The sequence below is a fragment of the Klebsiella sp. Lac1 genome, assembly GCF_009825425.1.
Classification (GTDB): Bacteria; Pseudomonadota; Gammaproteobacteria; order Enterobacterales; family Enterobacteriaceae; genus Klebsiella; species Klebsiella electrica.
This window is the reverse complement of the sequence record NZ_VJZJ01000002.1, coordinates 744,398-757,938: the sequence shown is the minus strand read 5'-3', so window position 1 is coordinate 757,938 and position 13,541 is coordinate 744,398. Positions and strand designations below refer to the sequence as shown.

Sequence of the window (13,541 nt, the reverse complement as noted above, 5' to 3'; positions counted from 1 at the left end):
CAGGATAACAGGCCGGGTTAGCGCAGCGTCACCCGGCGTTTTGCCCGGCGGCACGGCGTTTGCCGGGCCTACAAAACCACAGGATAACAGGCCGGGTTAGCGCAGCGTCACCCGGCGTTTTGCCCGGCGGCACGGCGTTTGCCGGGCCTACAAAACCACAGGATAACAGGCCGGGTTAGCACAGCGTCACCTGGCGTTTTGCCCGGCGGCACGGCCTGTAGAAACGACAAATTCAGAGGATCCGATTTTGCTGGCGCTGCGCTTCGCGAGCCATGCGCTTTTTACGTGCGTCGCAAGGCTCCGGGCAGTCGCAGACTTTCTCAAGCCCCAGCGATGAAATGCCGCCGCAGCTGCCCTGGAGACTTTTACGCTTTATCAGATATCCCAAAGACATCCCCAGAATAACCAGCGCGAAAATGACAAAGGTTGCCACAAACACCGTCAGCATCATCAACCTCCAAAGTCATCCAGCATGATGTTGTCATCCTCAACGCCAAGATCTTTTAGCATCTTGATCACTGCGGCATTCATCACCGGTGGCCCACACATATAAAACTCGCACTCCTCCGGCGCCGGGTGATCGCGCAGGTAGTTTTCATACAGCACATGGTGAATAAAGCCGGTGTGGCCGTTCCAGTTATCTTCCGGCAGCGGGTCGGAAAGCGCCACGTGGAAGGTAAAGTTCGGATTTTCACCTGCCAGCTGCTCAAACTCATCGCCATAGAACATTTCACGCAGCGAACGCGCACCGTACCAGAAGCTGATTTTGCGCTTGCTGTGCAGCCGTTTCAGCTGATCGAAAATATGCGAACGCATAGGCGCCATCCCGGCACCGCCGCCGATAAAGACCATCTCGGCGTCAGTCTCTTTCGCGAAGAACTCGCCAAACGGCCCGGAAATCGTCACCTTATCGCCAGCTTTCAGCGACCAGATATACGAAGACATGATCCCCGGCGGCGCATCCGGCACTTTCGGCGGCGGCGTCGCGATACGCACATTGAGCATAATGATGCCCTTCTCATCCGGATAGTTCGCCATCGAATAGGCGCGCAGCGTCGGCTCTTTAACCTCGGAAACATAGCGGAAAAGGTTAAATTTATCCCAGTCCGCGCGATACTCGTCCGGCACGTCGAAGTCAGCATACGCCACCTTGTGCGACGGACACTCGATCTGGATATATCCCCCGGCGCGGAACGGCACCACTTCGCCGTCCGGCACGCGCAGCTTCAGCTCTTTGATAAACGTCGCTTTGTTATCATTGGAGATAACGTCACACTGCCATTTTTTAACGCCAAAAATCTCTTCCGGCAGCGCGATCTTCATGTTTTGCTTCACCGCGACCTGACAGGCGAGACGGCAGCCCTCTTTCGCCTCGCGCCTGGTGATATGGGAAAGTTCGGTTGGCAGAATATCACCGCCCCCCTCCTTCACCGTCACCCGGCACTGGCCGCAGGAACCGCCGCCGCCGCAGGCAGAAGAGATAAAAATTCCGTTGCTGGCCAGCGTATTCAGCAGCTTATCGCCCGCCGGGGTGCGGATCTGTTTATCCGCTTCGTTATTGATTTCAATCACCACATCGCCGGCGTTGACCAGCTTCGAACGCGCCACCAGGATCAATCCTGACAGCACCAGCACGATCAGCGTAAACATCACCACGCCAAGAATAATTTCCATATTTTCCGCCCTTATAGCTGCACACCGGAGAATGACATAAAGCCCAGCGCCATCAGACCCGTGGTAATAAAGGTGATCCCTAACCCGCGCAGACCGGCAGGCACGTTGGCATATTTCATTCTTTCCCGGATGCCCGCCAGGGCGACAATCGCCAGCGTCCAGCCGATACCGGAACCGAAGCCATAGACAATGGATTCCGGGAAGTTGTAGTCACGCTGCACCATGAAGGAGACGCCGCCAAAAATGGCGCAGTGCACGGCAATCAGCGGCAGGAAGATCCCCAGCGCGTGGTATAACGCCGGGAAATACTTATCAAGGATCATCTCGAGGATCTGCACCAGCGCAGCAATCACGCCGATAAAAGTAATAAAGTTGAGGAAACTTAAATCAACGCCCTCCGCCAGCGCCCCGTCGCGCAGCACCAGGTTATAGATCAGGTTATTGATCGGTACCGCCAGCCCAAGCACAATGGTGACCGTCAGGCCGAGGCCAAAGGCGGTAGAGACCTTTTTTGACACCGCCAGGAAGGTACACATCCCGAGGAAGAAGGCCAGCGCCATGTTTTCTACGAATACGGCGCGGACAAACAGGCTAAGATAGTGAGCCGTCATCGTTTACTCCTTTTCCTGCTGTTCCGGCTTCCAGCTGCGCAGCGCCCAGATCAGCAAACCGATGATGAAGAAGGCGCTCGGCGCCAGCAGGAACAGGCCGTTCGGCTGATACCAGCCGCCGTTCTGCACCGTCTCCAGCACGGTCATGCCAAACAGCTTGCCGCTGCCGATAAGTTCGCGCAGGAAGCCGACAACCATCAGAATGGCGCCATAGCCCAGTCCGTTGCCGATACCGTCCATAAAGCTGGCCAGCGGCGGCGACTTCATGGCGTACGCTTCCGCCCGCCCCATCACGATGCAGTTGGTGATGATAAGCCCGACAAAGACCGACAGCTGCCGGGAGGTCTCATAGGCAAAAGCACGCAGCAGTTGGTCGACGACAATCACTAGCGAGGCCACGATCGTCATCTGTACGATCATACGCACGCTGTTGGGGATGTGATGACGGATCATCGAGATAAACATGCTGGAGAAGGCGGTCACCAGCGTTACCGCAATGGTCATCACCAGCGCGGTTTCCAGTTTAGTGGTCACTGCCAGCGCCGAACAGACGCCCAGTACCTGCAGCGTAATGGGGTTATTGGCCAGCAGCGGCCCCACCAGCACGCGCTTCATCTCTTTCGTATCGCCTGCTTCAGCCATTATTCAGTTCCCCCTCACGCACTCTTTTCAGAAACGGGCCGAAGCCCAGTTCGCCCATCCAGAAATCAAAGCTATGCTGTACGCCATTCGCGGTCAGCGTCGCCCCGGACAGGCCGTCAACGGCGTGGATATCCCCCGGGTGCGCCCCGCCCTTCACCACCCTCAGCGCCGGGTGGCCGCTATCATCCAGCACCTGCTTGCCGATAAACTGCTGACGCCAGTTGGGATTTTCCACCTCGCCGCCCAACCCCGGCGTTTCGCCATGATCGTAATACGTCAGCCCTTTAATCGTACGACCATCGGTGCCCAGCGCCACGAAGGCGTACATCATCGACCACAGACCGTTGCCGTAAATCGGCAGGATCACTTCCTGAATTCGCCGCTGCTCATCGCGCACGAGGTAAATTTCGACGATATTGCTCCGACGTTTGATACCCGCCGGATCCTGGCTGGCGTCCAGCGTAATGCTCTGCTCAGGATCTTTCAGCGCCTGCGCCTGATTGAACTTGCCTGGGTCCTTGTCCAGCAGCTCGCCGCTGGCTAAATTCACCAGCCGCGGAGAGATGCGGGCGGCAAAAACGGCCTCCACCTCGTCAGCGCTCATCCTCGGCGTCATCAGCCCGGACACGGCGAGGATATTGCGTTGTTTGTCCAGCTCGCGCTGCTCCTGCTGGCGCGACTTCAGACCCACGGCGGAGCCGGCGACCACGATGGAGCAGACCAGGCAAAGCACCAGCACCACCAGCAGCGTTTTGCCGGTGCTATCGTTACTTTTCTTCTCAGCCACGCGACTTCCTCCGTTTAATATTGGCCTGCACCACCAGATAATCGAACAGCGGTGCGAAGAGGTTGGCGAAGAGGATCGCCAGCATCATCCCTTCCGGATAGGCCGGGTTAACCACCCGAATCAGCACGCACATCACGCCGATCAGCAGGCCATAGCCCCATTTCCCTTTATCCGTAAACGACGCCGACACCGGATCGGTCGCCATAAACATCATGCCGAAGGCGAAACCGCCGAGCACCAGATGCCAGTACCACGGCATGGCGAACAGCGGGTTAGTGGCGGAACCTATCAGATTGAACAGCGTCGCCGTGGCAATCATGCCGATCATCACCCCGGCGACAATGCGCCAGGAGGCAATACGCCCAAAGAGAATAATCGCGCCGCCAATCAGGATCATCAGCGTCGAAACCTCGCCGATGGAGCCCGGGATATTGCCGAGGAACGCCTCCATCCAGCCGATCGGCTGGCCGCTGGCGACATTGACCAGCGTTTCACCGCCGCCGCTCGCCCACTGAGAAAGCGGCGTGGCGCCGGAGAAACCGTCCGCCGCCGTCCACACCAGATCGCCGGAGATTTGCGCCGGCCAGGCAAAGAACAGGAATGCGCGCCCGGCCAGCGCCGGGTTAAGGAAGTTACGCCCGGTACCGCCGAAGATTTCTTTGCCAATCACCACGCCAAAGCTGATGCCCAGCGCCGCCTGCCACAACGGCAGCGTCGGCGGCACAATCAGTGCGAACAGAATGGAGGTAACAAAGAAGCCTTCGTTGATTTCGTGCCTACGCACGATGGCGAACAGCACTTCCCAGAAGCCGCCGACGATAAACACGGTGAGATAAATGGGCAGGAAGAACACGGCGCCCAGCCCCATCATACTCAGCCAGCCCGCATTCGGGCCAAAGTCCACCCCCAACTGCTGCGCCACGCTATAGTGCCAGTGGCTGGCGATCACCTGCTGCAGTTGCTCCGCGCCGTAGAGTTTGTGCAGCGCCGGGATGGTTTGCAGACCGACGTTATACATGCCCCAGAACATCGCCGGGAACACCGCCAGCCACACCAGGATCATCATACGCTTGAGGTCGATGGCATCGCGGACGTGAGAAGCCCCTTTCGTCACCTGACCCGGCGTGTAGAAAATGGTCGCCGCCGCCTCATACAACGGGTAGTACTTTTCCAGTTTGCCGCCGTGGGTGAAATGCGGCTCAATTTTTTCCAGCAGATTTTTCAAACCCATCACTTATCCTTCCTGCTCAATGCGGGTTAAGACGTCACGCAGCAGCGGGCCGTATTCATATTTTGCCGGGCAGACGTAGGTGCAGAGCGCTAAATCCTCTTCATCCAGCTCCAGGCAGCCCAGCGCCTGCGCGCTGTCGCTGTCTCCCACCAGCAAGTCTCGCAGCAGATGCGTCGGCAGAATATCCAGCGGCATCACGCGTTCGTAGTTGCCGATAGGCACCATCGCCCGCTCGCCGCCGTGGGTATCCGTTGAGAAATTGAACAGTTTGTGTTTGAGAAAATGTCCGAGCGTGGTGCGGGTAATCGAAAACTTGTCTTTCCCCGGCATCGCCCAGCCAAACAGCTCCTTCTCGCGCCCTTCCTTCACCACGCTCACCTGCAGGTGATAGCGGCCAAGGAACGCATACGGCCCCTGGGCGTGGATGCCGCTCAGCACCGAGCCGGAAATCACCCGGCTTTCACCGTCCAGCAGCTCACCGGCCAGCAGTTCATCAAGACTGGCGCCGCAGCAGGTCTCGATCAGCCGCGGCTCTTTAACCTGCGGGCCCCCGAGCGCAATCACCCGTTCGCTGTAAAGTTCCCCGTCGAGAAACAGCCGGCCAATGGCGATAACATCTTGATAGTTAAGATGCCAGACCTGTTTGTTCAGGCTGACGGGCTCAAGGAAATGGATATGGGTGCCTGCCAGCCCGGCCGGATGCGGCCCGGCAAACTGGTTAAATGTCACCTTCCCTGACGGATGGCCGCCAAGCTTGCCGCCGCTGGCCTGACAGACATGCACTTTGCCATCCGTCAGGCTGGTGAGCACGGTGAGCCCCGCGTCAAAGGCCTCACGTCGGGCCAGAATAATCGGTTGCGGATCTGCCGCCAGCGGGTTGGTATCGATAGCGGTCACGAAAATCGCCGCCGGTACGCTGCCCGGTGCCGGTGTTTTACTGAACGGACGGGTGCGAAATGCCGTCCATTGGCCGGACATCAGCAACTGCTGCTGCACGGTTTCCCGCGATAATCCCGCCAGGTCGCCTGGCGCATAGCGGGAAAAAGAGACCGCCTCATCGCCGTCGACATCGATAACAATGGATTGCAGAACCCGACGTTCGCCGCGATGGATGGCACCAATCACCCCAGCCGCAGGTGCGGTAAAGCAAACGCCGGGGTTCTTTTTGTCTTCGAACAGAGTTTGTCCTTTTTGTACCCGCTCACCTTCGCGAACCATCATGGAAGGGCGCATACCGACGTACTCTTCGCCCAACAGCGCGACGCGTTTAACCGCAACTTTCGAAGTAATCTGCTGTGATGGCATGCCAGCTATGGGCAAATTAAGCCCTTTTGTGATTTTAATCATATTGTTAGCAGGTATCCGTAATCTAAACCCCCGCCATCAGAGCGAGGCCAGCAACATGGATGGGAAACCAGAGAAAAAAGGAAAATCGCGGTCCTGGTGACGCGCAAGACGGGAGAGAAGCATCCTTTCTTACCCTGATCGTTAATCAACGTAAGTGTAACATTTTGTGAGCGAAGGCTGTAGATAAACCACGACTAACAAGCTGTAAAATGAGACCTGTTGCGCAAAGTTCTGACTGCGCTTTGCGGCCAGATTCGCTATAAAGGACAACTAAATTGTAAACGCGGCGCGGCGGCGCTTGCGAAAAACTGCCGTGATGCTAATGTGAGCGCTCTAAATCCAGAAAAGTCTGATTTCGGGTATCTCTTGCCGTCCTGGCAATGTGGTTTTTGATTTATCAAGGAATAAGCAGTATGCGCAAAATCGCATTATTTATTGCGATGCTTCTGTTGCCGTGCGTTTCATTTGCTGGGTTACTCAGCAATGGCGGCTCGATGACGCCGGTTAGCAAAGAATATAAGCAACAATTAATGGGTTCCCCGGTTTACATTGAGATCTTCAAAGAAGAGCGCACGCTCGATCTCTACGTCAAAATGGGCGAAACCTACCAGCTACTCGACAGCTACCGGATCTGTAACTATTCCGGCGGTCTGGGGCCGAAGCAGCGTCAGGGCGACTTCAAAAGCCCGGAAGGGTTCTATTCCGTGGCGCGCAGTCAGCTCAAGCCTGACAGCCGTTTCTATAAAGCCATTAATATCGGCTTCCCGAACGCCTACGATCGCGCCCACGGCTATGAGGGTAAGTACCTGATGATTCACGGTGCCTGCGTCTCCATCGGCTGCTACGCGATGACCGATACCGGCATTGATGAGATTTTCCAGTTTGTAACCGGCGCGTTAGTGTTCGGCCAGTCCAGCGTGCAGGTCAGCATTTATCCTTTCCGCATGACCAACGCCAATATGGAGCGCCACAAATACTCCTACTATGCGGATTTCTGGAAACAGCTGAAGCCAGGCTACGACTATTTCCAGCAAACCCACAAGCCACCGGTTATCTCAGTGGCCGATGGCCGCTATATCGTCAGCAAACCGCTTAGCCATGAAGTTATCCAGCCACAGCTGGCGTCAAACTACACGGTCCCCGAGGCAAAATAACGCCCACTCGCCTGGCATGATTTTATGCCAGGTCTCGTTGCTGGTCAGCGGCTGAGTGGCGATAACGGTGACCACATCGTTGGGTGTGGTCTCCCGTTGAAAATCGATTTCTACGTCCTGATCCAGTAGCGTTGCCACGCCAAACGGCGCCCGCCGCGTTATCCAGTGCAGATTGGTCGAGCAAAACGCCATCACGTAACGTCCGTCCGACAACAGCATATTGAAGACGCCTTTTTCCCGCAGCGAACCCGCCAGGGTAGCGATAAAGCGGAACACCTCAACCATATCATCTGGACTCCCGCAATAGCGCTCGGTCAGGCAGTGCAGCAGCCAACAGAAAGCTTTTTCGCTGTCGGTTTCGCCGATCGGCTGGAGATTGCCCGTATCCAGGGACTCATAGTCCTCTAGCTGGCCGTTATGCGCATAGGTCCAGTTGCGTCCCCACAGCTCGCGGGTAAAGGGGTGGGTGTTTTCCAGCGCAACGATACCGCGGTTAGCCTGGCGAATATGGGCGATGACCGAGCACGATTTGATGGGATAGTCCTGGACCAGTTTCGCAATCGGCGACTGGAAGCTGGGCTGCGGATCCTTAAATGTGCGGCAGCCTTTACCTTCATAAAAGGTAATACCCCAGCCATCTTTATGCGGGCCGGTGCCTCCACCGCGCTGGACCAACCCGGTAAAGCTAAAACAAATATCGGTTGGCACATTCGCGCTCATCCCGAGCAATTCGCACATACATCACCTCTTCGCACTTTCAGGCAGTGCCGGGTGGGCTCGCAGCTTACCCGGCCTACAACTCAGCCCGCTGGTCGGGCACGCACCGTGCCACCCGACACCATGTCATCAGGCCTTAACCATCTCTTTTTCGATCAGCATAATCAGAATATGAATCACTTTAATGTGAATTTCCTGAATACGATCGGCATAACCAAAATGCGGTACGCGAATCTCAACATCGGCGGAACCCGCCATTTTACCGCCGTCTTTACCGGTCAGGGTGATGACCTTCATCCCCTGCGCGCGGGCAGCCTCAATCGCCTTAATCACGTTGCCGGAGTTGCCGGAAGTGGAGATCCCCAGCAGCACATCGCCGGCGCGACCCACGGACTCGACGTAGCGGGAGAAGACGTACTCATAGCCAAAATCGTTACTGACGCAGGACAGGTGGCTAACGTCAGAAATCGCAATCGCCGGGTAGCCAGGGCGATTCTCACGATAGCGCCCGGTCAGTTCTTCAGCAAAGTGCATCGCATCGCAGTGGGAACCACCGTTACCGCAGGAGAGGACTTTACCACCGGCCTTAAAGCTATCAGCCAGCAGCACCGCGGCACGCTGAATCGCGTGAATATTGGCTTCGTCCTGCAGAAAGTTAGCCAGCGTTTCCGCCGCTTCGTTCAGTTCGTTACGAATAAGATCCTGGTACATGAGGATAATCCTTCAGTATGGTTGGAATAACCCTGGCAGTGTACCGGATAGGCGCCGAAGCGAGAAGCAGCAGCCGACGTAATCCGCCGGGGTTTTGATTTTACGTGCCGCATTTACATACAACAATGTGAGCAAGGTTGTAATTATTTTGTAAACACATTGCTAAAGACAATAACATCCACTACAACCATATCATCAAAAGTGGTCAGACCTCCTACAAGACAGGGAGCATTTCTCTATGATGATTTTGAGTATTGTTGCAACCGTTGTTTTACTCGGCGCACTCTTCTATCACCGAATTAGTCTCCTGCTGAGCAGTGTGATTTTGCTCGTCTGGACCGCGACGCTCAGCGTTGCCGGGCTGTGGAATATCTGGCTGCTGCTGCCGCTGGCGATTATTCTGCTGCCGTTCAACTTTGCGCCGATGCGCAAGTCCATTTTCTCGGCACCGGCCTTCCGCGCCTTCCGTAAGGTGATGCCGCCGATGTCGCGTACCGAAAAAGAGGCCATCGACGCAGGCACGACCTGGTGGGAAGGCGACCTGTTTCGCGGGACGCCGGACTGGCAGAAACTGCACAACTATCCGCAGCCGCGCCTGACTGCCGAAGAACAGGCGTTTATCGACGGCCCGGTAGAAGAAGCCTGCCGCATGGCGAACGATTTTGAAATTACCCATGAAATGGCCGATCTGCCGCCAGCGCTGTGGGCCTTTCTGAAAGAGCATCGTTTCTTTGCGATGATCATTAAGAAAGAGTACGGCGGCCTGGAATTCTCCGCTTACGCCCAGTCACGGGTGCTGCAAAAGCTCTCCGGCGTTTCCGGGATCCTGGCGATTACCGTCGGCGTGCCGAACTCCTTAGGCCCGGGCGAACTGTTGCAGCATTACGGTACTGAAGAGCAGAAAAACCACTATCTGCCGCGCCTGGCGCGGGGTCAGGAAATCCCGTGTTTTGCGCTGACCAGCCCGGAAGCAGGCTCCGACGCCGGCGCTATCCCGGATAGCGGCGTCGTCTGCATGGGCGAATGGCAAGGCGAGCAGGTACTGGGCATGCGCCTGACCTGGAACAAACGTTATATCACCCTCGCGCCTATCGCGACCGTATTGGGTCTGGCCTTTAAACTCTCCGATCCTGACCGTCTGCTGGGGGGAGAAGAGGAGCTGGGTATCACCTGTGCGCTGATCCCAACCTCGACTCCTGGCGTTGAAATTGGCCGCCGCCACTTCCCACTGAACGTGCCGTTCCAGAATGGTCCGACCCAGGGTAAAGATATCTTTGTCCCCATCGACTACATCATCGGCGGCCCAACGATGGCCGGTCAAGGCTGGCGGATGCTGGTGGAATGCCTGTCCGTGGGACGCGGCATCACCCTGCCGTCTAACGCCACCGGCGGACTGAAATCCGTGGCGATGGCGACCGGCGCCTATGCCCATATTCGTCGCCAGTTCAAAATCTCCATCGGTAAAATGGAAGGCATCGAAGAGCCTCTGGCGCGTATTGCCGGTAACGCATACGTGATGGATGCCGCCGCCTCGCTGATTACCTACGGCATTATGCTGGGAGAGAAGCCGGCGGTGCTGTCGGCCATCGTCAAGTACCACTGCACCCATCGCGGCCAGCGCTCAATTATTGACGCCATGGATATCACCGGCGGGAAAGGCATCATGCTGGGCGCAGGTAACTTCCTCGCCCGTGCCTACCAGGGCGCGCCCATTGCCATCACCGTGGAAGGGGCTAATATCCTGACCCGTAGCATGATGATCTTCGGTCAAGGGGCGATTCGCTGTCATCCGTATGTACTGGATGAAATGGCTGCCGCGCAAAATAACGATGTTAACGCTTTCGACAAACTGCTGTTTAAGCACATCGGTCACGTCGGCAGTAACAAAGTCCGCAGTTTCTGGCTGGGCCTGACCCGGGGGCTGACAAGCAGCACGCCGACCCAAGACGCGACCCGCCGTTACTACCAGCATATGAACCGCCTGAGCGCGAACCTGGCGCTGCTTTCCGACGTCTCCATGGCGGTGCTGGGCGGTAGCCTGAAGCGTCGCGAGCGTATCTCGGCGCGTCTCGGCGATGTCCTGAGCCAGCTCTATCTCGCCTCTGCGGTGCTGAAACGCTATGACGATGAAGGGCGCAATGAAGCCGACCTCCCGCTGGTCCATTGGGGCGTTCAGGATGCGTTATATCAGGCAGAACAGGCGATTGACGATCTGCTGAAGAACTTCCCGAACCGTTTTGTCGCGGGCGCCCTGCGCATGGCTATCTTCCCGACCGGCCGTCACTACAACGCGCCGTCCGATAAGCTGGATCATAAAGTGGCGAAAATCCTGCAGGTCCCTAGCGCGACGCGTTCACGTATCGGCCGCGGTCAGTACCTGACCCCGAGTGAACATAACCCGGTCGGTTTGCTGGAAGAGGCGCTGATCGAGGTCATGGCCGCCGATCCGATTCATCAGCGTATCTGCAAAGAGCTGGGCAAAAACCTGCCGTTTACCCGTCTGGATGAACTGGCCCGTAACGCGCTGGCGAAAGGTTTAATCAATCAGGATGAAGCCGATATTCTGACCCGTGCGGAAACCAGCCGTCTGCGCAGCATTAACGTTGATGATTTCGCAGCCGATGAGCTGGCGACGAAGCCGGTAAAGCTACCGGAGAAAGTCCGCAAGATTGAAGCGGCCTGAATAATAAATTAATCACATCACGATCGGGGCGGGGGCTTTCCTCCGCCTCTTTTTTTTACCCTGCTTTGCCCTCCGGTTACGCAAAAAATCATTTCCCGCACTCGCGCGACAGGCGGCCAATCGGCCAGCGCCACGCGCAGCAGATTCCCGCGCAATAATAAAAATACCTACGTAGATCACGTTTCCCTCCTGCAACTCGGTTCAGCCTGCTGAACAAGGCGTATTTTCCGCTTTCCAGAGTCGATAGGCTTTATACCAACAAGAAACGGGGGCCGTTATGGGCGGTAAGGGATGTAATTCATTAATCCGGGCAGAAAAAATTCTGACCCATATTGCTTATGTCGGGGCGGCCAGTTTTATGGAGCTGCTAAAAGAATTCCAGTACCCGAAAAGTAGCCTACTGAATTTATTAAATGCCATGGTCGACTGCGGATTTTTAATAAAAAGTGAGCGTAATCAATACTCGCTCGGCATAAAAAATTACGAACTTGGGTGCCAGTCGCTGCACAGGAAAAACATATTCGAGGTAACCAAGCGCCCGATGCAGGAGCTTTCATTGAAAAGCGGACTGGTCTGCCATTTAGGGGCTATGGAGAGTTACTCCGCCATTTACCTGGATAAAGTCGAGAGCCCGGATTCCGTACCGACGAAAAAAAGCTGGATCGGTAAAAAGCTAGAATTACATATTACCGCGCTTGGTAAGGCGCTGCTGGCCTGGAAGCCGCGAGAAGAGATGGATTATTTTCTCGATGCTTTAATTCTGAAAAAGCACACTAACAATACCTTCACTGATAAAAAGTTATTTCGTGAAGAGCTACAGAAAACGCGTCTCAGAGGATGGGCGATAGATAATGAAGAATCGACCAACGGGGCCGTATGCCTGAGCATGCCGGTTTTCGATATGTATCATCGCGTGAATTATGCCATTTCATTATCGGGTGACCCAATCGTTTATTCGGGAAAGAAGATCGATGGCTATCTCGAATTGCTCAGGCAATGCGCCGATCAGATCTCGCATGGTCTGGGTTATAGAAACGAAAATGAATATTTAAGAAAAGGAAATTGATCTAATGAAAAAATTCAGGGGAATTATTCCACCGGTCTCCACGACGTTCGATGACAACGGTAACATTGATAAAATAGCCTTAGCAGACGTCGCCGATTTTCTTATTAAGAAAGGCGTCGACGGCTTGTTTTATCTGGGAACCGGCGGTGAATTCAGTCAGATGAACGCCGGAAAAAGGATGGACTTCGCCGAGGCAGCAATCGCGGCGGTTGGCGGGCGCGTTCCGGTATTAATTGGCGTAGGCTCCCCCTCCACTGACGAAGCGGTCGAACTGGCAAAACACGCCGAAACCAGCGGTGCGGACGGCATCGTGATTATTAACCCCTATTACTGGAAAGTTGCCGCCAGCAATCTTGAAGACTATTACCACCGCATCGCCAGCAGCGTCCGCCTGCCAGCTATCGTTTATAACTTCCCGGACCTCACCGGCCAGGATCTCACCCCCGATATCGTCAAACGGCTGGCGCTGCAAAATGAAAATATCGTCGGGATTAAAGACACAATCGACAGCGTCGGCCACCTGCGGGCGATGATTAACACCATCAAAGCCGTGCGCCCCGATTTCTCCGTGTTCTGCGGCTTCGACGACCATTTACTCAATAACCTGCTGCTGGGCGGGGATGGCGCCATTACCGCCAGCGCAAACTTCGCGCCGGAACTGTCTGTCGGCATTTTTCGCGCCTGGCAAGATGGCGATCTCGCGACCGCGGCGACGCTGAATAAAAAATTGCTGCAGCTACCGGCTATCTACTCGCTGGAAACACCGTTTGTCTCCCTGATCAAATATGCCATGCAGTGTGTGGGGCTGCGGGTGAATACCTATTGCCTGCCGCCGATTCTGGAGGCGTCGGAAGAGGCGAAAGCACGGGTTCGCGAGCTGCTGGCCGCGCAGGGCATTTTAACATCATGAGGAGGCAT

General features: G+C 55.9%; 13 protein-coding genes. 4 read left to right on the top strand and 9 right to left on the bottom strand.

The features are described from left to right. Nucleotides 1-232: 232 nt before the first annotated feature. Genes nqrM through FNY10_RS18935 form a run of 7 tightly spaced genes read right to left on the bottom strand, consistent with a single transcriptional unit; the run spans nucleotide 233 to nucleotide 6,292 of the window. Entirely contained in the window at nucleotides 233-448 is a 216-nt protein-coding gene (gene nqrM, locus FNY10_RS18965) for a (Na+)-NQR maturation NqrM (protein WP_004858255.1), read from the bottom strand. A 2-nt stretch (nucleotides 449-450) separates the two neighbouring features. Then, nucleotides 451-1,674 carry an NADH:ubiquinone reductase (Na(+)-transporting) subunit F gene (gene nqrF / locus FNY10_RS18960; RefSeq protein ID WP_100684750.1) on the bottom strand — a complete coding sequence of 408 codons (1,224 nt, stop codon included), beginning with the start codon at nucleotides 1,672-1,674 and terminating at the stop codon, nucleotides 451-453. Between the two features lie 11 nt (nucleotides 1,675-1,685). Beyond that, nucleotides 1,686-2,285 carry an NADH:ubiquinone reductase (Na(+)-transporting) subunit E gene (gene nqrE, locus FNY10_RS18955; protein ID WP_100684751.1) on the bottom strand — a complete coding sequence of 200 codons (600 nt, stop codon included), beginning with the start codon at nucleotides 2,283-2,285 and terminating at the stop codon, nucleotides 1,686-1,688. 3 nt (nucleotides 2,286-2,288) lie between these two features. Beyond that, nucleotides 2,289-2,927, bottom strand: a complete 639-nt coding sequence (locus FNY10_RS18950) for an NADH:ubiquinone reductase (Na(+)-transporting) subunit D (protein ID WP_141965278.1) — start codon at nucleotides 2,925-2,927, stop codon at nucleotides 2,289-2,291. Further along, nucleotides 2,920-3,714, bottom strand: coding sequence for a Na(+)-translocating NADH-quinone reductase subunit C (locus FNY10_RS18945; protein WP_100684753.1), 795 nt, complete (start codon nucleotides 3,712-3,714; stop codon nucleotides 2,920-2,922). The genes FNY10_RS18950 and FNY10_RS18945 overlap by 8 nt, the downstream gene beginning before the upstream one ends. Then, nucleotides 3,707-4,945, bottom strand: coding sequence for an NADH:ubiquinone reductase (Na(+)-transporting) subunit B (locus FNY10_RS18940; protein ID WP_100684754.1), 1,239 nt, complete (start codon nucleotides 4,943-4,945; stop codon nucleotides 3,707-3,709). The genes FNY10_RS18945 and FNY10_RS18940 overlap by 8 nt, the downstream gene beginning before the upstream one ends. Before the next feature lie 3 nt (nucleotides 4,946-4,948). After that, a complete protein-coding gene (locus FNY10_RS18935) occupies nucleotides 4,949-6,292 on the bottom strand; it encodes a Na(+)-translocating NADH-quinone reductase subunit A (protein ID WP_100684755.1) in 1,344 nt (447 codons plus the stop codon). Between the two features lie 413 nt (nucleotides 6,293-6,705). Here FNY10_RS18935 and dpaA point away from each other — a divergent pair, with 413 nt between their 5' ends. Further along, on the top strand, nucleotides 6,706-7,446 hold the full coding sequence (dpaA, locus tag FNY10_RS18930; protein WP_131050416.1) for a peptidoglycan meso-diaminopimelic acid protein amidase: 741 nt from the start codon (nucleotides 6,706-6,708) through the stop codon (nucleotides 7,444-7,446). Here the strand turns inward: dpaA and FNY10_RS18925 are convergent. Both FNY10_RS18925 and lpcA read right to left on the bottom strand, forming a co-directional pair. After that, the gene (locus FNY10_RS18925) at nucleotides 7,417-8,184 is read right to left on the bottom strand and encodes a class II glutamine amidotransferase (RefSeq protein ID WP_100684757.1); all 768 of its coding nucleotides are present in this window, start codon (nucleotides 8,182-8,184) and stop codon (nucleotides 7,417-7,419) included. The two genes, dpaA and FNY10_RS18925, sit on opposite strands and share 30 nt — an antisense overlap. 108 nt (nucleotides 8,185-8,292) lie before the next feature. Then, nucleotides 8,293-8,874 carry a D-sedoheptulose 7-phosphate isomerase gene (lpcA, locus tag FNY10_RS18920; protein ID WP_004099149.1) on the bottom strand — a complete coding sequence of 194 codons (582 nt, stop codon included), beginning with the start codon at nucleotides 8,872-8,874 and terminating at the stop codon, nucleotides 8,293-8,295. A 238-nt stretch (nucleotides 8,875-9,112) separates the two neighbouring features. On the opposite strand from lpcA, the gene fadE reads away from it, so the two are divergent. From fadE to FNY10_RS18905, 3 genes are all read left to right on the top strand, one after another. Then, nucleotides 9,113-11,557 (top strand): acyl-CoA dehydrogenase FadE, encoded by a 2,445-nt coding sequence (gene fadE / locus FNY10_RS18915; protein ID WP_131050417.1) that lies wholly within the window; start codon nucleotides 9,113-9,115, stop codon nucleotides 11,555-11,557. A gap of 277 nt (nucleotides 11,558-11,834) precedes the next feature. Further along, nucleotides 11,835-12,623 (top strand): IclR family transcriptional regulator, encoded by a 789-nt coding sequence (locus FNY10_RS18910; RefSeq protein ID WP_131050418.1) that lies wholly within the window; start codon nucleotides 11,835-11,837, stop codon nucleotides 12,621-12,623. Between the two features lie 4 nt (nucleotides 12,624-12,627). Next, a complete protein-coding gene (locus FNY10_RS18905) occupies nucleotides 12,628-13,533 on the top strand; it encodes a dihydrodipicolinate synthase family protein (RefSeq protein ID WP_141965281.1) in 906 nt (301 codons plus the stop codon). The last annotated feature ends 8 nt before the right edge of the window (nucleotides 13,534-13,541 follow it).